The sequence below is a fragment of the uncultured Microbulbifer sp. genome, assembly GCF_913055755.1.
Lineage (GTDB): Bacteria > Pseudomonadota > Gammaproteobacteria > Pseudomonadales > Cellvibrionaceae > Microbulbifer.
Map to the genome: position 1 here is coordinate 1 of NZ_CAJXKH010000011.1, position 21842 is coordinate 21842.

The following is a 21842-nucleotide window of genomic DNA, read 5'->3' on the forward strand; positions in this document are numbered from 1 at the left end:
ATATTACCTACAAGATTCTGCTGAACGATGCGGTCGCCATGACCGGCGGCCAGCCTGCCGACGGCGAGGTTACCGTGCCGACCCTGTCGCGCCAGCTGCTGGCCGAAGGCGTCGGCCGCGTATGTCTGGTAAGCGAAAACCCGGATTTCTGGCGCAACAATCGCAGCGAATTACCCGCGGGTCTCGAGATCCACTCCCGTGACGATCTTGACGGAATCCAGCGCGAGCTGCGCGATACTGCCGGTGTGACTGCGATTATCTATGAGCAGGTGTGTGCCGCGGAAAAGCGCCGTCGCCGTAAAAAGGGCCTGATGGTAGATCCGGCCAAGCGCCTGCTGATCAACCACCGGGTCTGCGAAGGCTGTGGCGATTGCAGCGTGCAGTCCAGCTGTATCGCGGTAGAACCGCTGGAGACCGAATTTGGCCGCAAGCGCCAGGTCAACCAGTCCAGCTGTAACAAGGACATGCGCTGTGCCGACGGCTTCTGTCCGAGCTTTGTGACCGTCGAGGGTGGCGAACTGAAAAAGCCGGAACTGAACACCCTGGCTGCCGCCATCGACAGCGCCAGCAGTGACCTGCCGGCGGCGCCGTTGCCGCAGCTGGCGCAACCGCTGAATATTCTGGTGGCCGGTATCGGCGGCAGCGGTGTATTGACCGTCGCTGCGCTGCTGGGGATGGCCGCGCACCTGGAAGAGAAGGGCAGTACCACCCTGTACTTTACCGGTCTGTCGCAGAAGAACGGTGCCGTGGTCGCCCATGTGAAAGTTGCCAACGCGCCGGAAGAAATTACCACCGCCCGCATTCGCGACGGCGCTGCCGAACTGCTGCTGGGCTGTGACATGGTTACCGCGGCGGGGCAGCGCAACAAGTTTGCCACCGGTGAAATCCGCGCGCTGGTAAATACCGCGGAAGTGCCGGTGGCCGCGTTCGTGCGCAATAACGAACTGGCATTCCCGGCGGATGCCACCGCCGGCAGTATTGCATCCGTGGCCGGGGAGTACTTCGCGTTCGATGCCAACCGCTATGCGGAGGCGCTGTTTGGCGATTCTGTTGCTGCCAACCTGATGATACTGGGGTATGCCTGCCAGCGCGGTTTGCTGCCGGTGTCCCAGAGTGCACTGGAGCGCGCGGTGGAGCTGAATGGCGTTGCGGTGGAAAACAATCTGCGCGCGTTCCGCGCCGGCCGCCTGCTCGCGGTCAAGCCGCGAGCGGTAGAGCAGCTGCTGTCTCCCGCAGAGCCGGTAAAAATTGTCGAACCCGGCGTTTATGCGGGTTCGGTGGAGGGCGCCGAGGAAACCATCGCGCGTCTGGCGAAGGAGCTCACCGCCTACCAGAGCGCAAGGTATGCCAGGCAGTTTGTGCGCGCACTGCAGGCGCTGCTGCGGGCGGAACAAAAGCTCACCGGCGGTGATGGCAGCCTGACACGCGCTGCGGCGCAGAGCCTGTTCAAGGCGATGGCGTACAAGGACGAGTACGAAGTGGCGCGCCTCTACAGTGGGGAGGAATTCAGGAAGCAGCTGCGGGAAACCTTCAGTGGCGATTACCGGATCAAATTCCTGATGGCGCCACCGCTTATTGCGCGGCCGGATACCCGAGGCAAGGTGCGTAAAATTACCCTGGGCCCGTGGCTGGCAAAACTATTGCCGGTGCTGGCGAAGGGCAAGGCGCTGCGCGGAACGGTATTCGATATCTTCGGCTACACCAGCGAGCGCCGCGAAGAGCGCCGCTGGGCGCGCCAGGTCAGGGATGCAGTACTTCTGGTTGCCGCGGGCCTCGACGAAAGCAATCGTGAACAGGCCAGCATGCTGCTGTCTCTGCCACAACAGGTCCGTGGATACGGTCATGTTCGTGCAGAGAAGTACGCCCAGGTGCGCGGTGAGTGGTCGCGCCTGCTGGCCGGTTTTGGCGGCGGCGATAGCCGGCAGGGTGAAGGTGTTCTGGCCCTGGACGCCTGATAGGCCCTGCGCCGGAACCAAAGCTGGACTAACAAAAAGCCCGCTGGCAGCTTCTGTCAGCGGGCTTTTTCGTGCAGGTTGTATCCCGGGCTGGGGTTATCCGGGGCGGAATGACAGAAACGGGTTTACCAGCCAGCCCAGAACCCCGGTTACCGCTACCGGTGCTTCTACCACGGAGAAGCACAGGCACTCCTGATCTTCGGTGGCAATAGGGCGGTGGATTTCTCCCGGCCTGCGCACCAGGAAATCTCCCGGAACGTAGACGCCGTCGGCGTCGGAAAACCTGCCGTGCAGTACCAGTATCACTTCCTGCCCGCGGTGGTCGTGTTCCGCGGTGCGGCCGCCGCGCCGGATACGGTGGAAGGCCACTTCATATTGTTCCTGCCCGGTATTGAGGCGGGTCATTTTCAGCGCCGGAGATACCCGCTGCCATTTTAGCGGCAGGTTGTCTGCCACCAGCTTGCGAATAACCCTGGGCAGATTCACCAGTGCCGGATCGGCGGGCAGCCTGCTGTTGGCCTCGGACTGTTTCATTTCTGCCGGTGCGGATTCTGCCGCACTGCGATCAATCCGCTTCATCAGGCGCTCGAACGCCCCTTCATCGGGTTGTTCGCAGTCGCTGTCTTGCAGCAGGCTTCCACCGATGACGTTCAACTGCTCGTGCTGCTGGCGACAGCGCGGGCACAATTGCAGATGCGCAGCCACGGCGAGGCCCAGTGCCCACGGCAGTGTGCCGGCGGCATATTCGAGCATCATGTCTTTTTCAGGGTGGTGGCGAATCATACAGACCTCGTTCACTCGGGGCGCTTCAGCGCGCCCTGCAGCTTCTTCAGCGCCAGGCGGACCCGGGACTTGACGGTGCCCAGTGGCAGCCCCAGCTCCTGCGAAATTTCGCTGTGGGACTTTCCCTCCATGTAGGCCTTTTCGAGCACGTGGCTCTGTTCCGCTGGCAGGTTGCGCAGCCCCTCGGCAATATCGCGTTCGTTGCGTCGTTGCTGCAACACCGCAAACGGCTGGCTGTCGGGGGTCTCGTCCCAGATGTCGTCGACCTCGATGTCGCTCTCGGTCAGGTGTCGACTGTTGCGCCGCAAGTAGTCGATACGGCAATTGCGCATGATCGTATAGATCCAGGTACTGGCAGACGCCTTGCGGGCATCAAAGCTCGGGGCTTTGCGCCACACCCGGAACATCACTTCCTGTACCAGTTCATCCGCGGCTTCCGGGCTCATGGCCTGGTGGCTACGGCTGTAATGGAAGCCCTTGATCAGTGGCGCAAAGTGGTGAAACAGGCGCTCAAAGGCCGCCCGGTCGCGCTTGCTGCCGACCAGGAGCAACAGTGTGCTCCAGTCATCGTCGCGGTTGTGTTCCGACTGCACCTTGATTCCGTTTGTCCGTTGCTCCAGTGCCATCTTAGCCGTCTGCCTGTATTTGTCGATGGTTTCTACGTGCGCCGACCCCGGTCGGATCTCCCCGGGAAAAAATTTTTCTACGTGTTGTTAGCGGAAAATATTGTCCTTCCGGCTGATCCATTTGGCCCGAAGAGGCGTATTTCCTGACATCAGATCAATACGGGCAAGAACATGGCGGACCTGATCGGGGAACTTAGGGCGTATTACCGGGACTTTCTCGCCGGCGACCCGCAGCAACTTGAGCGATTTTACCGCGACGACCTGCTGTTCAGGGATCCCCTGCACGAGCTGCAGGGGATCCCGGCAGTGCGCCGCTACTTCGTTGGTATGCGAGACGGGCTTGCCCGCTGCGAATTCGAGTTTGATGACGCCTGTATCGGGCAGGGGAGTGCCTGCCTGCCGTGGCGGATGCATTTTGCCCATCGCGCCCTGAATGGCGGCCGCGTGATGACATTGCGAGGCTCCAGCCTGCTCAAGTTCGAGGGGCTAATTTACTACCACGAAGATTTTTACGATCTCGGCGCCATGGTTTATGAGCGCGTACCGCTGCTGGGCGCGCTGGTTCGCGGGGTCAAAAAACGATTGCAAAACCCGGGGGCGGGGGAGCTGAGCCACTCCGCTGACGCGGTCGCCGAGGAGCGCTAAATGACCATACAGATTCGCGACATGTCCATCTGGGTGACCGGCGCCAGTTCCGGAATAGGCCGCGCCCTGGTGAGCCAGTTGGTGGAAAGCAACAACTTCGTAATCGTCAGTAGCCGCAGTCGCGACCGCTTGCTCGAGCTGCAGAAGTTGTCGCCGCAGCGCATTCGCGTGCTCGAGTGCGATGTCGGCAGCGACGCCGATATGGATCGGGCGGGGCGAGTGCTCGCCAGCATGACAGATCAACTCGACCTGGTCGTCGCCTGCGCCGGCATCTGTGAATACGACGATGGTCTCCAGCTGGACTCTGCCAGCTACCGTCGGGTATTCGATGCCAATTTCTTTGGCGTGGTGAATACATTGCGCCAGGCGCTGCCCCTGATGTGTGGTCACAAGTCGTCATCCACTGCACCGGTGTTTGCCGCAGTGGGCAGCCTGTCATCGACCGTCGGGTTCCCTCGTGCGGAGGCTTACGGAGCGTCCAAGGCAGCACTGGGTTATTTCCTTGACTCGGTACGCGCGGATACGGCTCGCGTACCGCTGCGGATCGTACATATTCGTCCCGGATTTATTTCCACCCCGCTCACCGAACAAAACGACTTTGCGATGCCGTTCCTGATGACCCCGGAACGGGCCGCGGAGCGGATTCTTGCCGGGCTGGAGTCCGGTGCCGGGCTGATCGACTTCCCGCGACGCCTGAGTTGGCCGCTGCGTTTTCTGGGGTGTTTTCGCAGCCTTTGGTTTCGCTTTTGCGCACCGAGAATGACGCGTATTAACCAGTTGAGATACCCCTGATGCGTATTGCCATTATCGGCAGCGGAATTTCCGGCCTGACTGCCGCACACCTGCTGTATAGAAAACACGATATCACCCTGTTCGAGGCGGGCAGTCGCCTCGGTGGACATACCGCCACCATTGATGTGAATGAAAATGGTCGCGCACTGGCCATTGATACAGGGTTTATCGTATTCAATGACTGGACCTATCCGAATTTCATTCGCCTGCTGCGCCAACTTGGTGTCCGTGCGCAACCCACCGATATGGGATTTAGCGTGTGCGACCCGGCACAGGATTTCGAATATGCCGGCAACAACCTGAATAGCCTGTTCGCGCGCCGCAGCAACCTGTTCAGCCTCGGGCACTGGCGCATGCTAAAGGACATATTGCGGTTCAATCGCGAAGCGGTGAGAGACTGGGAAGCCGGCAAGCTGGACGAGACCATGACACTGGGCGGGTACTTGCGCGAAAACCATTACTCCACAGAGTTCGCCGATCGCTATCTCATTCCCATGGGGTCAGCTATCTGGTCCGCGAGTCTGGGCCAAATGCGTGAATTCTCCATTGGGTTTTTTATCCGTTTCTTTATCAATCACGGTTTGCTGAATATTTTCAATCGGCCGCAGTGGCGGGTAATACAGGGGGGATCACGCAGTTATATCGAACCGCTGGTTGCGCCGTTTCCCGACCGAATCCGCTTGCAAACACCGGTGCGCAGGGTTATTCGGAAAGGGGACTCCGTAGCGCTGGTTACCGCGCAGGGTGAGAAGTGTGAATTTGATGCCGTCGTGTTTGCCTGCCACTCCGACCAGGCACTGGCCTGCCTGGATGATGCAAGTGAGTGCGAGCGGGAAGTGCTCGAGTCCATACCCTACGCGCAGAACTCGGTTGTCCTGCACACGGATACCCGGCTGTTGCCGCGCAGGCGGCGCAGCTGGGCAAGCTGGAATTACCGCCTGCAATCGGGGCAGGATGAGTTGCCGGTGCTCACCTATAACATGAATATCCTGCAACGACTCGATTGCAAAAAGACCTACTGCGTGACCTTGAATGCCGATGGTGCAATCGATCCGGAAAAGGTTATCGGTCGCTTCGAATACGCCCACCCGCAATTTTCCGTTGCCGCTATGCACGCCCAGCAGCGATGGCAGGAAATCAATGGCGTCAACCGCACCTGGTTCTGCGGCGCCTACTGGGCCAACGGCTTTCATGAAGATGGCGTGACCAGCGCGCTGCGTGTGGCGAAGGCGCTGGGCGCGAGCCTGGAAGACTGCGAGACGCCGGTCGTTTCCGCTACAACCTCGGAGGCGCACGAACATGAATGTGAACTTGCCGCTGCGCAGCGCGATCTATAGCGGTTGGGTGCAGCACCGGCGCTTTACCCCGCGTCGCAACTGCTTTCGCTACCGCGTCTTCATGCTTTACCTCGACCTGGCAGAGCTCGAGCGGGTGCTGGCGCTGTCCAGGCTGTGGAGTAGCGCACCCGGTGCGCCTGCGCGGTTTTGTCGCAGTGATTTTTTCGGCGACCCGGAAATTGGCCTCGACGAAGCGGTGCGACAGCGCGTGGAGCGCGAATTCGGGGTACGGCCGGCAGGCCCAATCTGCATGCTCGCCAACTGGCGCTATTTCGGCTTTAACATGAACCCTATCTCTGTTTATTACTGTTTCGATACATCGGGCGAGGAAGTCCGGTGGTTATTGCTGGATGTACACAACACGCCGTGGAATGAGCGTCACGGATATGTACTGGATTGCCGGAATAGCTGCCGCGTACAGCGTGCGGAGTTTTCCAAGGCCATGCACGTTTCCCCGTTTATGGCAATGGAACAAAGCTACAGCTGGCGCAGCACCACGCCCGCTGAGCACCTTTCCATATATCTTAAAAATATCGAAGGTGGCGACAGAATACTGGATGCGACGCTCAGTCTTTCGCGGCAGGAACTGACGGCCGAATCTATGCGCCGGGTGTTGATCCAGTATCCATTGATGACCGTAAAAGTAGTAGCTGCGATTTACTGGCAGGCATTGAAGTTGTGGCTCAAGCGCGTACCGGTGGTCAATCACCCGCGGCGTGATGTGCGGGCCGAATCGGGAGAAAACCGCGGATGAAATCTATGAATCAGGCGATATTGACAGGCAGTGCGCCCTCAAGCCAGCACTGGCTGACACGGCTCGCGCGGAAACTGGTGTTGCGGAAATTCCGGGAACTTGAAACCGGCTGCCTGGTAGTTGAGGAACTACAGGGCGGGCGATATACCTTTGGACAACCAGAAGCACAAGCGCGCATCCATGCAAAAATTCTGGTGCGGGATCAAAGCCTGTATGCCCAGGTGTTGCTCAACGGGTCTATTGGTGCCGGTGAATCTTTTATGCAGGGCGCCTGGAGCTCCCCGGATCTGGTGGCAGTCGTACGCCTGATGGTTGCCAACATGTCACTGCTGGACGACATGGATTCCCGCTGGAGCTTTGCTCACAAGGCGTTTCTCCGAGTGTTGCACCAGTTCAATAGCAACAGCAAAAACGGATCCCGGCGCAACATTGCCGCGCACTACGACCTCGGCAACGACTTCTTTAAGTTGTTCCTGGATCCGACCATGCTGTATTCCTCTGCGGTCTTTCCTACAGAGGCCGCCAGCCTGCACCAGGCGTCGCTACATAAACTGGAAAAAATCTGCGAGAAGCTGCAGTTGACGGAGCGGGACCACCTGCTGGAGATCGGTACCGGTTGGGGGGGGATGGCAGTGCACGCAGCGAAGCATTACGGTTGTCGAGTTACCACCACCACCATTTCCCGTGAACAGTACGAGTACGCCAAAGCCTGGGTCGAAAAAGAGGGGTTGGAGAAGCGCGTTACCCTGCTGATGCAGGATTACCGCGATCTGGAAGGGCAGTTCGATAAAATTGTTTCCATCGAGATGGTGGAGGCGGTGGGGTACCAGTATTACCGGAATTTTTTCAGTCGCTGCAGCCGCCTGCTGAAGGATGATGGCCTGATGGTCATGCAGGCCATCACTATCCAGGATCAGCGTTTTCACAGCTATCGCAAGCAGGTGGATTTTATCCAGCGATATATATTCCCCGGTGGTTGCCTGCCATCCAACCAGATTATCGCCCACCATGTTGCCGCAGACACGGATATGCAAATCGTGGCACTAGAAGACATCACCCATCACTATGCGCGGACGTTGCGTGCCTGGCGGGAAGCCTTCTTCAATAACATTGAGGCTGTACGGCGACAGGATTTTGACGAATCATTTATCAATATGTGGGATTTCTACCTTTGCTATTGCGAAGGCGGCTTTCTCGAGCGTGTGATCAGCACCGCACAGTTTGTCTTTGCCAAGCCTCACTGTCTGAAACGCGAGTTCTGAAATGTGGCGGGTGGTTGCCAGTGCAGTGCAATTCCAGATCGCCTGGCTGTTCTGTGTAGTGGTAGCCAATCCCATTGCTGTCGCGCTGTTTACGCTGTGCAACCTGTGCGTACATCTGCGCTACGTCGCAAACTTGCCGTATGAACCTGTGTGGATATTGTCCGTGGGGTGTGCGGGTATGCTGCTGGATACGGCAATGTTCGCAAGTGGGGTGCTTTCCAGCAGCGGTGGTCAGGCGTTTCCGCCGATATGGCTGCTACTTCTGTGGCTCAATTTCGCAATGGCACTGCGCTACTGCTTTGCGTTCCTGCAAAAAAGTCTCTGGCTTTCCGCGGCGGCAGGATTTTTTGCCGGTCCGGCTAGTTATTTTACGGGTGCTTATCTCAATGGCGGTGTTGTCCTGATGTCGCCGCTTTTCCTGGGGTTGTTAGTGCTGGCGGCCACCTGGGCGATTTTCCTGCCTCTGTTAGTCGCTCTGGCGCGTGTAATCCACTTCAGACGGAGCCATGAAAATGCTTAGCGGACTGTTACTCGTTGCAGCAACGGTTTCGGGGTGTGGCTATGAAGGGGCAGTGTTCGCTCAGGGTTTCGCCTCAAAGCCGGAAACCGGCGAGTTGGTTTACTGCGAATACCACCTGCCCGCGGATGGCGACCGTCGAACTGTGCTCTATTACGCACCTCAGGGAGTTCGCATTGGGGAGAAGCAGATTGTTGGCATCGAGCGATCAACGCCGGAGGTGATGCAACGGGATTTTCGTCACGGTGAGGAAAGGAAGGTTAGCCGCGGCACAAATGTGCTGGAGATGTCGTATCGGGAAACGGGCGAGGGGGCGTATGAAAATGCAGTCGTGCCCGATGACGCGGTAGATGTAGTCGATGCGGGCTTTGATGTTTTTATTCGAAGGCACTGGCGGGGGTTGATTTCCGGTCAGACGGTAACTTTTCGCTTTGCCTTACCACCTCATGGAAGGGCAGTTACCTTGCGTGCGCAACGGGTGCCCTGTGCGGCGCAGTGGATGGACGCCCTCTGTATCAAGGTAGATCTGGCTCAACCGCTGTTGCGACTGTTCGCCGGTGCGTTGAACCTCATATACGACCGACCTGGTCGCAGGCTCCGAGTTTTCGAGGGAATCAGTAACTTGCTGGACGAGCAGGGTAGCAGCCAGCGCGTACGTATCGAATACGATTATCCCGAGTGATTCTCCCTCTTATTCCGCTCTGAAACTTCGCATGCAGTGACATTGGCAATCGGCACTTGGCTGGACTGTTCAGTCGAAGTTTTTTCTGTACTCGCTGGCGTAAATATCAACTCACGGCTAAACCTAAAGAGGATATGGGCGACAAATGTACAGAGGAGCGCCAGATGAAGTTCAAGATGCTGGCCGCTGTGGGCCTCAGCGCAGCAACCCTGTTCGGGTGTGCCTATCAGCCTGAACAGGTACCTGGAGCGGGCAATATCGTCATCGATACCCGGGGCGTCAATATGAGCCAGTACCAACTGGATCTGGCGGACTGTCGGGGCCTGTCTTATGCCGCGCGCAATGATGCCGGCCGGCGGGCGGCCACCCGTGCTGCCGGCGGCCTGTTGCTAGGTGGCGCTCTGGGCGCAATCATCGGAGATACCAGCAGTGCAGCTGCCGCAGGCGCCGGCGCCGGTGCGCTGATCGGTGCGGTGACTGGCGCTGGTAGTGCCTCTGCCGAGCAGCATTACATCGTCCGTAACTGTCTGCGCGGCCGCGGCTACCGCGTATTGAATTAACGCAAGTCCGTATTCGGCAACTCACAGGACTTTGCTTGGCCGGGGTATCATTCCCCGGCTTTTTTTGTTTTGAGGAATTCCCTATGAATGCACCGGTACCAACCGTGGTCAATGTGGAAGAATCCGGGGAGGGTCGTTTCACCCAGAAACTGCAAACCGGACCGCACCAGTTGATCGCCGATGAGCCAGAAGATGTCGGCGGCGATAACCGGGGCCCAGGGCCTTATGAGTATTTGCTGATGGGGCTGGGGGCTTGCACCAGCATGACCATTCGCATGTATGCAGACAGCAAGAGGATCCCGCTGGAAAATGTGCGGGTAAAACTTTCTCACCAGAAGGTACATGTGCAGGACTGTGCAGATTGCGCCTCCAAAAATGGCAAGATTGATGAAATCGTGCGGGAGATAACCCTCGGGGGGGAGTTGACGGGTGAGCAGCGGGAGCGGTTACTGGATATCGCCAATCGCTGTCCGGTGCACCGTACGCTTACTTCTGAAATCAAGATCAGAACACGTTTGACCTGAAAAAACGGCCCCGAGTGGGGCCGTTTTTGGTGTCGCGCATTACACAGGGGCTTATTCGCCCAGGGTAAACAGCTGTGTATTGCCGCCGGTGGCGACGATATTGACGGTTTTGGTTTTCTCGTTGGCAAACCGGAACAGGTAGTGCGGGCCACCTGCCTTGGGTCCGGTACCGGACAGGCCCATACCGCCGAACGGGTTGACGCCCACAACCGCACCGACCATGTCGCGGTTTACGTAGCAGTTGCCGACGTCCACGCGCTTGAAGATGGCGTTGGCGCGACCTTCGATACGGGAGTGCAGGCCGAAGGTGAGACCGTAACCGGTGGCGTTGATGCGGTGGATCACATCTTCGAGCTCTTCCGCCTTGAAGCGCACCACGTGCAGGAACGGGCCGAAGACTTCGCGCTTGAGCAGATTGAAATCTTCAATCTCTACTACCTGCGGGCCGAAGAAGGTGCCGCTCCCCGGCTTTTTGGCTTCGTCAAAAGCGAACAGCGGCTTTGCTTCCAGTTGCATGCGCTCGCGATGCTTCTCCAGCATCCCGAGGGCTTTTTCGTCGATCACCGGGCCGATATCGGTGTCCAGTTTTGCCGGATCGCCCAGGGTCAGCTCTTCGCAGGCACCTTTCAGCATGTTCAGCAGGTTGTCGGCGATGACGTCCTGCACGCACAGGATGCGCAGCGCAGAGCAGCGCTGGCCGGCACTCAGAAACGCGGACTGAATCACATCGTCCACCACCTGCTCGGGCAGTGCCGTGGAGTCGACGATCATCACGTTCTGGCCGCCGGTTTCCGCGATCAACGGTACGATGGGACCGTCTTTTGCCGCCAGCTGCATATTGATGTGCTTGGCGGTTTCGGTGGAACCGGTGAAGGCAACGCCGGCAAGGTTGGGGTTGTCCAGCAGCGGTTTGCCCACGGCGGCACCGGTGCCGGTGATCAGGTGCAGGATCTTCTGCGGAACACCGGCTTCGTGCATCAGCTGAATTGCACGATGGGCGATACACGGTGTCTGCTCGGCGGGTTTCGCCAGTACCCCGTTGCCGGCCGCCAGTGCCGCCACTACCTGGCCGGTAAAGATCGCCAGCGGGAAGTTCCACGGGCTGATACACACAAACACCCCGCGGCCACTCAGGCTCAGTTCGTTGCTCTCGCCGGTAGGGCCGGGGAGGGCTGTCGGTTCGGTAAAGTGCTTGCGCGCACCGTTGGCGTAGTAGCGGCAGAAGTCCACCGCTTCGCGCACCTCGGAAATACCGTCGTTCAGGGTGCGGCCGGCCTCGCGACAGATGATGGCTACCAGCTCATCCATATGTTCTTCGTAAAGGTCGGCGACCTTGTCGAGAATCTTTGCGCGCGCTTCGCCGCCGAGTCGATTCCAACCGCGCTGGTTTTCCACGGCAGACGCATAGGCTTTGTCGATCAGCGCTTCTGAGGTATCCGCAGTGTGGCCGACGAGGGAGCCACTGGCGGGGTTGACCACGGCCTGGTCACCTTTGCTGGCAATGCCGTCCACGATCGGGCCGCCGGAAAACTGCTTGTCAGCGGACTCCTGTACCGCCCGCACCAGCGGCTGCAGCGAAATGGGGTCGGTGAGTTCGATACCGTAGGAGTTCTTTCGCGGCAGGGACTCAAAGCCCAGGTAAATATCCGCCGGTACCGGGATCTGCGGGTGGCGGTACGGGTTGCAGGCTTCGCTCTGTTTCAGGGTGTCCTGCACCAGTTCCGTGACCGGTGTTTTCTCGTCCATAAAACGGTTTACGAAGGAGCTGTTGGCGCCGTTTTCCAGCAGGCGGCGCACCAGGTAGGGCAGCAGGTCTTTGTGTGCACCCACCGGTGCATACACGCGTACCGGCACGCGCTTGCCGTGCACCGCTTCGATCTGGTCATACAGCAGGTGGCCCATGCCGTGCAGGCGCTGGAATTCAAAGCCGCCGGACTCTCCGGCCAGTTCCAGGATCAGGCCCACGGTGTAGGCGTTGTGGGTGGCGAATTGCGGATAGATCGCATCGCGGGCATCCAGCAGTTGTTTCGCACACACCTGGTAGGACAGGTCGGTGTGGCACTTGCGCGTGTATACCGGGTAGTCGCTGAGGCCCATTTGCTGGGCGTGCTTGATCTCGGTATCCCAGTAGGCGCCTTTTACCAGGCGCACCATGAGCTTGCGGCCGGTATCGCGGCCGAGCGCAATCAGCCAGTCCGCCACGTGCGGTGCACGTTTCTGGTAGGCCTGCAGGACAAAGCCGAGTCCCTGCCAGTCTCTCAGTTCCGGATCGCGGGCCAGGGCTTCGAAAATATCCAGGGAAATGTCGAGGCGCTCGGCTTCCTCCGCATCGATATTGAGGCCCATGTCGTACTTTGCCGCGGCCAGACACAGCTCTTTGACTCGGGGCAACAGTTCGTTCATTACCCGCTCGCGCTGCAGTTCGCTGTAGCGCGGGTGCAGGGCGGAGAGTTTGATGGAAATGCCGTTGGCCTCTACCACGTCGCGCTTGTTGTTGTCGGCGCCGATCGCCTCGATAGCCATCATATAGGCATCGAAGTAGCGCTGGGCGTCGGCCATGGTGCGCGCACCCTCGCCGAGCATATCGAAGGAGAAGCGGGTACCTGGCTGGTTTTCTGCCGGTCCGCGCTTCAGGGCTTCCTTGATGGTGCGGCCGAGTACGTACTGGCCGCCCATGATCTTCATCGCCTGCATCATGGACGCGCGCACCATGGGCTCACCCATGCGGCTGACCATGCGCTTCATCCAGCTGGAAGGCTTCTCGGTAATGTCCGGGTCCAGTTCCACGATGTTGCCGGTCAGCATCAGGCCCCAGGTGGAGGCATTCACGAACAGGGAGTCAGACTGGCCGCGGTGGCTGGACCAGTTGCCGGAGTGCACCTTCTCTGCAATCAGCTTGTCCGCGGTATCGGCGTCCGGTACCCGCAGCAGGGACTCGGCGAGACACATCAGTGCCACGCCTTCCTTGTTGGACAGGCCAAACTGCTGCAGGAATGCATCCAGGGTGCCGCGCTTGCTGCGGTGTTCCCGGGATTTGACCACCAGCTCGCTGGCGGTTACCAGGATCTTCTCCCGCAGGGCCTCTCCCGGACGGGGGGCCGCCAGCAGCTCACTGACGCATTCGTTTTCGTCGGCGTGCAGGTACTCTCTGGCCCGCTGGCGGGCGTTTTGCAAATCTCCGGCGAAGTTTGTAGGCATACTTTTTCCCTCGGTACTCCCTGGCGAAAATGGTTGCAGGATAAAAAACCGGATTATGTGGGAAAGGTCCCAGAATTAATCGCCATATTGGCGAAGAGTGTGGTTAAATATAGGGCTTATGTGCTTAATCACCAGTAGGGTATTTTGTCATGTCTAGGAAGTTGGAAGATCTGGACCGTATCGATCGCCAGATCCTGCGGATTTTGCAACGTGCCGGCCGCCTGCCCAATGTAGAGCTGGCCCGGCGGGTCAATCTCAGCCCGACCCCGTGTCTGGAGCGGGTAAAGCGCCTGGAGCGGGAAGGCTTTATCCGCGACTACGTCGCGCTGCTGGATCCTCTGAAAGTACACGCTGGCCTCGTGGTCTATATCCAGGTGTCGCTGAACGATACCGCGACCGAAGCCCTGGAGGCCTTTAACAGCCATGTTTCCAGCCTGGAAGAGGTGCAGGAGTGCCACATGGTGGCGGGTGGCTTCGATTACCTGGTGAAAATTCGCATCAAGGATATGCTCGGCTACCGCCAATTCCTCGGTGAAAAGCTGGCCTCGGTGCCCGGGGTGCGGGAAACCCACACCTACGTGGTCATCCAGGAGGTGAAAACCGATACCTCGGTGGCGGTGCCGGACCCGGAACCGAAAACCGGCAAGCGTTAATACCCTCCGCAGCTTAGTCCCCGATTCCAGAAATACTAATATGCGTAGGTAGGTGTATCAGTGGGAAGCGTAAGCGGAGTAAATCGTCGCGCGACAATCTATGCGCTGGCTGCGGTGGCCTGCTGGTCTACCGTTGCCAGTGCGTTCAAGCTGTCACTGCAATACCTCACGCCACTACAACTGGTGACGATCGCCTCGGTGGTCTCCACCCTGTTTATGGCGGGGGTGATTTCCTGGCAACACCGCTGGGGTGACCTGGCGGACAACTGGCGCCGCAAGCGGGGTTGGTACCTGGCGCTGGGTTTCTGCAATCCCTTCCTCTATTACCTGGTGCTGTTCAACGCCTATGCACTGTTGCCGGCGCAGCAGGCCCAGCCGCTGAACTACACCTGGGGTGTGGTCCTGGCGCTGTTATCCGTCCCGGTACTGAAGCAGAAGTTGCGCCGTCAGGATCTGCTGGCGGGCCTGATCTGTTATACCGGTGTGCTGGTGATCGCCACCAAGGGGCAACCGCTGGCGCTGGAGTTCGAGCATCCGCTGGGCGTTGCCCTGGCGCTGCTCAGCACCCTGATCTGGTCCTGCTACTGGCTGCTGAATACCCGCATCGGCGGCAACGCCGCGGTCAACCTGTTCCTGACCTTTGTCTGCGGGCTGCCCTGGCTTTTCGGGCTGGTGTGGTGGCAGGGCGGCTGGCAGTGGCCACCGGTGGAGGGCTGGTTCGGCGCGGTCTATGTTGGCCTGTTTGAAATGGGAGTTGCCTTCCTGCTGTGGCAGGCGGCGATGATGACCTGCGACGATACCGCCCGTATCAGCAATTTCATTTATCTCTCGCCACCGCTGTCGCTATTGCTGATCGCGCTGCTGGTGGGGGAAACCATTCATCCGGCAACCATTGCCGGGCTGGGGCTCATCCTGCTGGGAGTGGCCATCCAGCAGGGGGCGCTGCGCCGCCTGCTGACACGACATTAAAATAACGACCTGAATAGCGAGATGTACGATGAACTTTGAACTGACTGACGAGCAACAGATGATCCAGGACGCTGCGCGGCAGTTTGCCGACAGCGAACTCAAGCCCGTTGCTGCGGATTTTGACAAGACCGGCAATCGCCCGCTGTTTCTGGAAAAACTCAAGCAGCTGGCGGAGCTGGGTTTTATGGGGATCAATATCGATCCGGATTTTGGCGGTACCGGTGCCGGCACCATCGCCTTCAGCCTGGCGATTACCGAACTCGCCCGCGGTTGCGCCTCTGTCGCCACCACCACGTCGGTGACCAACATGGTGGCGGAAGTGATCCAGGCCCAGGGCACCGACGCGCAGAAAAATTACTTCCTGCCGAAAATCTGCAGCGGCGAATACTCCGCCGGTTCTTTCTGCCTCACCGAACCGGGCTCAGGCTCCGATGCCGCCGCCATGCGCACCCGCGCGGTACAAGACGGTGACGACTATGTCTTGAACGGCAGCAAGCTGTTTATCAGCAGCGCAGAATTTGCCGGTGTGTTCGTGGTGTGGGCGGTAACCGATTCCGCTGCGCCCAAGGGCAAGGGCATTTCCTGCTTCCTGGTGGAAGCCGGCACCCCGGGTCTGGTTATCGGCAAGGCGGAAGAAAAAATGGGGCAGAAGGCTTCTGTCACCAATGAAGTTTCCTTCGAGGACTGCCGCATTCCCGCCAGCAACATGCTGGGTGACGAGAACCGCGGTTTCCGCATCGCCGCGGGCGAGCTGGCCGGCGGTCGTATCGGTATCGGTTCACTGGCACTGGGCATTGGCCTGGAAGCGCTGGATTGCGCCCGTGTTTACCTGCAGGAGCGCGAACAGTTCGGCAAGCCGCTGGCGCAGTTCCAGGGGTTGCAGTGGCAGCTGGCCGATAAATATACCGAACTGGAAGCGGCGCGCCTGCTGCTGATGCAGGCAGCGTGGCAAAAGGATGCGGGGCAGAATTTCGGTCCCGCCGCATCCATGGCGAAACTCTACGCTTCTGAAAAAGCCAACGGGGCCTGCTATGTGGCGCTGCAGATGCACGGTGGGGTGGGCTACACCCGCGAGTTCCCGCTGGAGCGGATGTCGCGGGATGTGCGCATTACCACCATCTATGAAGGTACCAGCGAGATCCAGCGCCTGATCATCGCGCGCCACCTGCTGGAAGGCGTGCGCTGATTTAATTGTATTGGCCGTGCTAATGGCTCTTGGCCATATCGGCGGATCAGCTGTCCGTTGATATGGCCGGGTATTCGATCTCGCAGATGTAATAGGTCACCCACTGTTCCATCTGCTGGATTTCCACCTCGTCGTCCAGGCGCTTGCCCAGCAGGGCGCGGGCGACGGGGGAGTCCATGGAAATCAGACCTTCCTTCACATTGAATTCATCCGGCCCGACGATGCGGTATTTCACCGTCTTGCCGTCGTCATCTTCCAGGGTTACCCAGGCACCGAAGAAAATTTTTTCCCGCTCGTCGGGGATGCGATCCACCACGGTAATCTCTTCCAGACGCTTGGTCAGGAAGCGTACCCGGCTGTCGATTTCCCGCAGTCTTTTCTTGCCGTAAATGTAATCGGCATTTTCCGAACGGTCGCCGAGCTTTGCCGCATCGCTCACCGCCTGGGTGACCCGGGGGCGTTCCTGTTCCCACAGGAACTTCACTTCCGCGCGCATGCGCTGGGCGCCCTCGGGCGTAATATAGCGGGAGCCCCGGGGGCGGGGTGGCCTCCATCTTCCCATCAGGTAGTGCCCCCGGTGTTGTTGTCCAGGTTCGCGATGTCTATACCGGGGCCGGGTTCCGGCAGCGGGAAATGGAATGTGCGGCTGTAGAATTCCAGCTCGCCCTCAAGGGCCATCTTGATGCTGCTGGCGCTGCGGAAACCGTGACCCTCTTCGGCAAAGGTAATATAGGCCACCGGCAGCCCGCGCTGTTTGAGTGCCGCGACCATGGCCTCGGCCTGGTTTGGCGGCACCACCTTGTCTTCCAGCCCCTGGAAAAAAATCACCGGGCAGTTCAACCGTTCGATATGTTCGATGGGTGAGCGCGCCCGGTAAGTGGCCTCTGCTTGCGGCCAGGGCCCCACCAGTTTGTCCAGGTAGCGGGATTCGAACTTGTGGGTATCCCGGGCGAGGCTGGTGAGATCGCCGACGCCGTAGTGGCTGGCGCCCGCAGAAAACGTATCGTGAAACGCGAGGGCGGCGAGCACGGTGTATCCGCCGGCACTGCCGCCCTTGATCAGCAGGCGCCTGGGATCAGCGAGGCCGCCGCGCACCAGGTATTCCGCACCGGCACACACATCTTCCACATCCAGAATGCCCCAGTTGTCCTGCAGGCGGTCGCGATAGGCGCGCCCGTAGCCGGTGCTGCCGGAATAGTTCACGTCGAGGATGGCGAAGCCGCGACTGGTCCAGAATTGCACCTTGAGGTTGAGACCCGCGGATGTGGCCCCGGTGGGGCCGCCGTGGCTGAATACGATCAGCGGTGGCAGGTCTCCCTCCGGCGCCCGGAACGCGGGATTGCACGGCGGGTAGTAAAAGCCGTGAACGGTGCGGTCGCCCACGGCGAACTCCACCGCCTGGGCTTGTGACAGTAATTCCGGTGCGAGGGCAGTAGTGCTGCTGCTCGCCAGTATCTCAAACGTGTCGAAAGCGCTGTTGTAGCGGGAAACCGCGGGGAATTCTGCGGGGGCGGCGCTGATAAATACGGCGCGGCCGTCGTCGCAGCTGATACTTTCAAAATCGCAGCCGGCATGGGGCAGCGGGGTCGCTTGACCGTCTTCCAGATCGATTGTTGCCAGCTGCCAGCGGCCGTTTTCGGTAAAAGTGCAGAATATTTCCCGCGGGTTCAGGAAGCCGTAGGTGGACATGCCGAACACCCACTGCGGGGTGGCGAATTCTGCCTGCTTTTGCCAAACCGGCTGCGCATCCCCGAGGCGGTACAGGTTCCACCAGTTGTTGCGGTCGGAGACAAAATACAGCTCGCCATCGGGGGACCACTGGGGCTGGAAGATGGATTCATCTCCTTCGCCGGCCACTTTCTCGGGGGGCTGGAGTGCGCCGCTGCTATCGATGGTTGCCAGCATCAGTTCGGTTGCGTCCCACGGCATATCGGGATGGTGCCATTGCAGGAAACTGAGTTGGTCCCCCGCGGGGTTCAGCGCCGGATTGGAATAAAAATCGGCCCCCTCTACCAGCACCTCGGGGAGTTTTTCGCCGCTCAGGGCTACAGAGACGATTCTCGCGATCGCCTCGCGATCTTCCCGGCTTTCGTCTTCCTGCACGCAGATCAGGCGGTTGCGCCCGGAATCCACCACCAGGTCGGCGTAGCGGAAGTTGCCTTCCGGTGTCAGGGGCTCCGGCACACTGCCGTCCAGGGGCATACGGTAGATGCGCTGGTCCGCGGCGAGCACAAAATACACCCAGCCATCCGCGACGGTATAGCTGGCGCCGCCGTATTCGTGCGCCTTTGAGCGCACACTCAGCGGTGCGGGCAACAGGTCGCGGCGGCCATTGGCGTCACTGAGCTCCACCAGTGCGGAACGGCCTTTTTCCGAGGGGCGTGATTCCAGCCAATAGGTGCGGCCATCAAGCTGGCGGGCTTCGCTGAGGCGGACATTACCGGTGGTCAGCAGGTCGGCACTGATGAGGGAGCGCCAGCTGCCATAGGGGGCTTGCACGGGAGCTTTGTCGGGCTGGGACAATGCGGGTTCTCCTGTTCGCATCGAAAAACAAATTCTTGCCTGAGCGGCGGCATTGTACGCCGGCACCCTCCGGTAGTGGCAAGATAGTAGCGGCAAGACTGAAGGCCGGAGTCGCCGCGAGAGGCCGTGGCAAGAGGTGCTGTTGCACACTTTGCCACTGTGCTAGGCTCGGAATCACGTCTTGAAACCAAGCAAGTGCTTGGTTGATTGGGTCGGGGGCTAAACGGTGGTGATCGCTGCCCCCCACTTGCTGAAAATAGACACAAAACCTGTAACTTGCCGGAAGATTCCCATGTCAGACATTTCCCCAGCTCCCCATGCCGACGAAGTGGTTGTCACCTGTGCGCTCACCGGGGTGCTGACCAACCCGCAGCAACACCCGGTTCCGGTGACGCCGGAGCAAATGGCTGCGTCGGCAAGCGAGGCATTTGACGCGGGGGCTTCGGTGATGCACATCCACTTTCGTGCCCAGGAGCCGAACCGGGGGCACCTGCCCAGCTGGGACCCGGAAGTGGCGCTGGCCATCGCGGAGGCGATTCGCGCGGCCTGTCCCGGGGTCATTCTGAACTTCACCACCGGCACCATCGGCCGCGACCAGCAGGGTGCGCTGGAGTGCCTGCGCGCCGGGAAGCCGGAGATTGCCGCGTGCAATGCCGGTAGCCTCAATTACCTCAAAGTCCGCGCCAACGGTGAGTGGGCATGGCCGCCGATGTTGTTCGAAAACACGGTAGAGAAAGTGGAGGAGCTGCTGGCAGTGTGCGGGCAGGAGAACATTCGCCCGGAATTCGAATGCTTCGATGTGGGGATTGTGCGCTCGGTGGGCATGTTTGCCGATGTGGGGCTGGTAGCCCGGCCGAATTACAACCTGGTGATGGGGGTCGCCTCCGGCATGCCGGCGGACCCGGAATTACTGGAAATACTGCCCCGCTATATGAAGCCCGGTGCACTGTGGCAGACAACCCTGATCGGGCGGCAGGAAATCTGGCCTGTGCACCGCAAAACCGCCGAACTTGGTGGCCATTTGCGTACCGGTATGGAAGACACTTTTTATCTGCCGGATGGCGGGCGTACCACGGGTAATGGGCAGCTGATCGAGGCGCTGGTGGCCGTCGCTGAACAGGCGGGGCGCAAAGTGGTGTCGCCGGCAAGGGCTCGGGAAATTTTTCTGTAGTCAGTACTTCCCCGACAACACAATACTCCGCGGCTGCTAGTCTTAGAGAGACTGCGTCATTTGATGCCAGCGGCCTGTACCTGTCCGAGTGCCTGGCGGGCCTGGGCGGGTTGCTGACATATAGCTGACAGGTCGCTGAAGAGCACGGCAGAGTAGGCGGCGAAACGCGCGGCGGAGAACGGCATGCAGGGTTTACTGGACGTCCTGGGTTCACTGGTCAGTTGGGGTAACAGTCTGACCTGGGGCGGTTTGGGCGGCTACTGGTGGCTGGGTATCCTTATCGCGGCGCTGTTGCCCGCAGGCATCTACTTTACCGTCCGCACCCGCTTTGCCCAGTTCCGGGCCTTCGGCCATATGTTGCGTGTGATGGCGCACAGCTTTCACAAGGAACACTCCGATTCGGTGTCCGCGTTCCAGGCATTTGCGACCAGCGCCGCGGCCCGCGTTGGAACAGGGAATATTGCCGGTGTCGCGGTGGCCATTACCGTCGGCGGTCCGGGCGCGGTTTTCTGGATGTGGGTGGTGGGCATGCTGGGGATGGCCACCAGTCTCATAGAAAATACCCTCGCGCAGGTTTTCAAAGAGCAGGGCGAGGTACACGGCACCTTTCGTGGCGGCCCCGCTTACTATATCGACAAGGGTCTGGGCAGGCGCTGGAAGTGGCTATCGATACTGTTTTCCGTTTTTCTTGTCATCTGCTTCGGGTTTTTCTTTAACGCGGTACAGGCCAACGCGATGGCGGAGGCGATTCACGCGGCCTGGGGGATTAACCCGCTTGTAGTTGGGGTGCTGGTTGCCATTCTCGCGGGAGTCATCGTTTTTGGTGGCATTCAGTCCATCGGGCGATTTGCCGCGATTGTGGTGCCGATCATGGCGCTGTGTTATATCGCTATCGCACTGTTTGTGATCTTCACCAATCTTCCACGTATTCCCGAGGTATTTTCTCTGATTTTCAGCAGTGCCTTCGGCGTGCGGGAGGCGGGCGCTGGCGCCTTTGGTGCGGTGGTGGCCAATGGCATCAAGCGCGGGCTGTTTTCCAATGAAGCGGGTATGGGGTCTTCCCCAAACGTGGGCGCAGCGGCGGATGTCAAACATCCGGTGGTGCAGGGGTATGTGCAGATGGCATCGGTATTTCTGGATACCATGATGATCTGCAGCTCCACCGCATTTATTATTCTGTTGAGTAACGTTCAACTCGGTGGCGCTATGGAAGGCGTGACCCTGACGCAGACCGCGCTGGCGAGTGAGGTGGGTAGCTGGGGCAACAGCTTTGTTGCGTTTGCGCTGATCTTCTTCGCATTCACCTCAATCATCGCCAATTATTACTACGCGGAAACCAATATTTTCTATCTCTGGCACACGCGGTTTTCGATTTTCTGCTACCGCTTCCTGTATATCGTTTTTATTCTGTTCGGGTCCTGGGTAGCCTGGAGCGGTAGCTCGGCGAATTTCCAATTGCTGTGGAATATGGCCGATATGTCCATGGGCTTTATGGCGTCGGCCAACCTGCTGGCGATCTTGCTGCTGTCCGGGGTGGCCATTAAGGTATTTGCCGATTACGAGGCCCAGCTGGCACGGGGAATTGCAGAGCCCGTATTCGACGCCAGTAAGCACGATATTCCGGGTATTGAGGCGGACGTATGGCGCGGCGGCCCGCATATTCCTGGCGAGCATACACAGGAGCCGTGAAAGACCTGTAGGCCCT

General features: G+C 59.5%; 20 protein-coding genes. 15 read left to right on the top strand and 5 right to left on the bottom strand.

Annotation, left to right across the window (positions count from 1 at the left end; translation table 11 throughout):
• The coding region (locus tag QZ511_RS03775) for a DUF6537 domain-containing protein (RefSeq protein ID WP_295799170.1) at nt 1–1955 on the top strand (1955 nt) is incomplete at its 5' end.
• 96 nt (nt 1956–2051) lie between these two features.
• Here QZ511_RS03775 and QZ511_RS03780 read toward each other — a convergent pair.
• Nucleotides 2052–2738, bottom strand: coding sequence for a ChrR family anti-sigma-E factor (locus tag QZ511_RS03780; protein ID WP_295799173.1), 687 nt, complete (start codon nt 2736–2738; stop codon nt 2052–2054).
• Nucleotides 2739–2749: 11 nt separating this feature from the next.
• The gene (locus QZ511_RS03785) at nt 2750–3364 is read right to left on the bottom strand and encodes a sigma-70 family RNA polymerase sigma factor (RefSeq protein ID WP_295799175.1); all 615 of its coding nucleotides are present in this window, start codon (nt 3362–3364) and stop codon (nt 2750–2752) included.
• A gap of 171 nt (nt 3365–3535) precedes the next feature.
• Here QZ511_RS03785 and QZ511_RS03790 point away from each other — a divergent pair, with 171 nt between their 5' ends.
• From QZ511_RS03790 to QZ511_RS03830, 9 genes are all read left to right on the top strand, one after another.
• On the top strand, nt 3536–4009 hold the full coding sequence (locus QZ511_RS03790; protein WP_295799178.1) for a nuclear transport factor 2 family protein: 474 nt from the start codon (nt 3536–3538) through the stop codon (nt 4007–4009).
• Nucleotides 4010–4801, top strand: a complete 792-nt coding sequence (locus tag QZ511_RS03795; RefSeq protein WP_295799181.1) for an SDR family NAD(P)-dependent oxidoreductase — start codon at nt 4010–4012, stop codon at nt 4799–4801.
• Nucleotides 4801–6138, top strand: a complete 1338-nt coding sequence (locus tag QZ511_RS03800) for an FAD-dependent oxidoreductase (RefSeq protein WP_295799182.1) — start codon at nt 4801–4803, stop codon at nt 6136–6138. Before QZ511_RS03795 ends, QZ511_RS03800 begins: the two co-directional genes overlap by 1 nt.
• Nucleotides 6101–6892, top strand: a complete 792-nt coding sequence (locus tag QZ511_RS03805; RefSeq protein WP_295799184.1) for a DUF1365 domain-containing protein — start codon at nt 6101–6103, stop codon at nt 6890–6892. The genes QZ511_RS03800 and QZ511_RS03805 overlap by 38 nt, the downstream gene beginning before the upstream one ends.
• Nucleotides 6889–8154 (top strand): cyclopropane-fatty-acyl-phospholipid synthase family protein, encoded by a 1266-nt coding sequence (locus tag QZ511_RS03810; protein WP_295799186.1) that lies wholly within the window; start codon nt 6889–6891, stop codon nt 8152–8154. The genes QZ511_RS03805 and QZ511_RS03810 overlap by 4 nt, the downstream gene beginning before the upstream one ends.
• Before the next feature lies 1 nt (nt 8155).
• Complete coding sequence (locus QZ511_RS03815) at nt 8156–8674, top strand: DUF2878 domain-containing protein (protein WP_295799189.1); 519 nt, start codon at nt 8156–8158, stop codon at nt 8672–8674.
• The gene (locus tag QZ511_RS03820) at nt 8661–9353 is read left to right on the top strand and encodes a hypothetical protein (protein WP_295799191.1); all 693 of its coding nucleotides are present in this window, start codon (nt 8661–8663) and stop codon (nt 9351–9353) included. The genes QZ511_RS03815 and QZ511_RS03820 overlap by 14 nt, the downstream gene beginning before the upstream one ends.
• A gap of 164 nt (nt 9354–9517) precedes the next feature.
• Nucleotides 9518–9913, top strand: coding sequence for a glycine zipper family protein (locus QZ511_RS03825; RefSeq protein WP_295799195.1), 396 nt, complete (start codon nt 9518–9520; stop codon nt 9911–9913).
• A gap of 83 nt (nt 9914–9996) precedes the next feature.
• Entirely contained in the window at nt 9997–10437 is a 441-nt protein-coding gene (locus QZ511_RS03830; protein ID WP_295799198.1) for an OsmC family protein, read from the top strand.
• A gap of 51 nt (nt 10438–10488) precedes the next feature.
• On the opposite strand, the gene putA is transcribed toward QZ511_RS03830, so the two are convergent.
• A complete protein-coding gene (gene putA / locus QZ511_RS03835; RefSeq protein ID WP_295799200.1) occupies nt 10489–13635 on the bottom strand; it encodes a bifunctional proline dehydrogenase/L-glutamate gamma-semialdehyde dehydrogenase PutA in 3147 nt (1048 codons plus the stop codon).
• 149 nt (nt 13636–13784) lie between these two features.
• Here putA and QZ511_RS03840 point away from each other — a divergent pair, with 149 nt between their 5' ends.
• From QZ511_RS03840 to QZ511_RS03850, 3 genes are read left to right on the top strand one after another with little or no spacing between them, the layout of a single operon-like run.
• Nucleotides 13785–14288, top strand: coding sequence for an Lrp/AsnC ligand binding domain-containing protein (locus QZ511_RS03840; protein WP_295799203.1), 504 nt, complete (start codon nt 13785–13787; stop codon nt 14286–14288).
• A 60-nt stretch (nt 14289–14348) separates the two neighbouring features.
• Nucleotides 14349–15257 (top strand): DMT family transporter, encoded by a 909-nt coding sequence (locus QZ511_RS03845; protein ID WP_295799207.1) that lies wholly within the window; start codon nt 14349–14351, stop codon nt 15255–15257.
• A gap of 28 nt (nt 15258–15285) precedes the next feature.
• Nucleotides 15286–16443 carry an acyl-CoA dehydrogenase family protein gene (locus QZ511_RS03850; RefSeq protein WP_295799210.1) on the top strand — a complete coding sequence of 386 codons (1158 nt, stop codon included), beginning with the start codon at nt 15286–15288 and terminating at the stop codon, nt 16441–16443.
• Nucleotides 16444–16489: 46 nt separating this feature from the next.
• On the opposite strand, the gene greB is transcribed toward QZ511_RS03850, so the two are convergent.
• Both greB and QZ511_RS03860 read right to left on the bottom strand, forming a co-directional pair.
• On the bottom strand, nt 16490–17005 hold the full coding sequence (greB, locus tag QZ511_RS03855; RefSeq protein WP_295799213.1) for a transcription elongation factor GreB: 516 nt from the start codon (nt 17003–17005) through the stop codon (nt 16490–16492).
• Nucleotides 17005–18966: a S9 family peptidase gene (locus QZ511_RS03860; RefSeq protein ID WP_295799215.1), complete on the bottom strand. Its 1962-nt coding sequence runs from the start codon at nt 18964–18966 to the stop codon at nt 17005–17007. Before QZ511_RS03860 ends, greB begins: the two co-directional genes overlap by 1 nt.
• Nucleotides 18967–19258: 292 nt before the next feature.
• Between QZ511_RS03860 and QZ511_RS03865 the strand changes: the two genes are divergently transcribed.
• Together QZ511_RS03865 and QZ511_RS03870 are read left to right on the top strand one after the other, a co-directional pair.
• The gene (locus QZ511_RS03865; RefSeq protein ID WP_295799218.1) at nt 19259–20137 is read left to right on the top strand and encodes a 3-keto-5-aminohexanoate cleavage protein; all 879 of its coding nucleotides are present in this window, start codon (nt 19259–19261) and stop codon (nt 20135–20137) included.
• Between the two features lie 183 nt (nt 20138–20320).
• Nucleotides 20321–21826 carry a sodium:alanine symporter family protein gene (locus QZ511_RS03870; protein WP_295799222.1) on the top strand — a complete coding sequence of 502 codons (1506 nt, stop codon included), beginning with the start codon at nt 20321–20323 and terminating at the stop codon, nt 21824–21826.
• Nucleotides 21827–21842 lie beyond the last annotated feature (16 nt).

Coding starts and splice junctions, on each gene's coding strand:
- QZ511_RS03780 (WP_295799173.1), bottom strand. CDS start 2,738: ATGATTCGCCACCACCCTGAAAAAGACATGATGCTCGAATATGCCGCC.
- QZ511_RS03785 (WP_295799175.1), bottom strand. CDS start 3,364: ATGGCACTGGAGCAACGGACAAACGGAATCAAGGTGCAGTCGGAACAC.
- QZ511_RS03790 (WP_295799178.1), top strand. CDS start 3,536: ATGGCGGACCTGATCGGGGAACTTAGGGCGTATTACCGGGACTTTCTC.
- QZ511_RS03795 (WP_295799181.1), top strand. CDS start 4,010: ATGACCATACAGATTCGCGACATGTCCATCTGGGTGACCGGCGCCAGT.
- QZ511_RS03800 (WP_295799182.1), top strand. CDS start 4,801: ATGCGTATTGCCATTATCGGCAGCGGAATTTCCGGCCTGACTGCCGCA.
- QZ511_RS03805 (WP_295799184.1), top strand. CDS start 6,101: ATGAATGTGAACTTGCCGCTGCGCAGCGCGATCTATAGCGGTTGGGTG.
- QZ511_RS03810 (WP_295799186.1), top strand. CDS start 6,889: ATGAAATCTATGAATCAGGCGATATTGACAGGCAGTGCGCCCTCAAGC.
- QZ511_RS03815 (WP_295799189.1), top strand. CDS start 8,156: ATGTGGCGGGTGGTTGCCAGTGCAGTGCAATTCCAGATCGCCTGGCTG.
- QZ511_RS03820 (WP_295799191.1), top strand. CDS start 8,661: ATGAAAATGCTTAGCGGACTGTTACTCGTTGCAGCAACGGTTTCGGGG.
- QZ511_RS03825 (WP_295799195.1), top strand. CDS start 9,518: ATGAAGTTCAAGATGCTGGCCGCTGTGGGCCTCAGCGCAGCAACCCTG.
- QZ511_RS03830 (WP_295799198.1), top strand. CDS start 9,997: ATGAATGCACCGGTACCAACCGTGGTCAATGTGGAAGAATCCGGGGAG.
- putA (WP_295799200.1), bottom strand. CDS start 13,635: ATGCCTACAAACTTCGCCGGAGATTTGCAAAACGCCCGCCAGCGGGCC.
- QZ511_RS03840 (WP_295799203.1), top strand. CDS start 13,785: ATGTCTAGGAAGTTGGAAGATCTGGACCGTATCGATCGCCAGATCCTG.
- QZ511_RS03850 (WP_295799210.1), top strand. CDS start 15,286: ATGAACTTTGAACTGACTGACGAGCAACAGATGATCCAGGACGCTGCG.
- greB (WP_295799213.1), bottom strand. CDS start 17,005: ATGGGAAGATGGAGGCCACCCCGCCCCCGGGGCTCCCGCTATATTACG.
- QZ511_RS03865 (WP_295799218.1), top strand. CDS start 19,259: ATGTCAGACATTTCCCCAGCTCCCCATGCCGACGAAGTGGTTGTCACC.
- QZ511_RS03870 (WP_295799222.1), top strand. CDS start 20,321: ATGCAGGGTTTACTGGACGTCCTGGGTTCACTGGTCAGTTGGGGTAAC.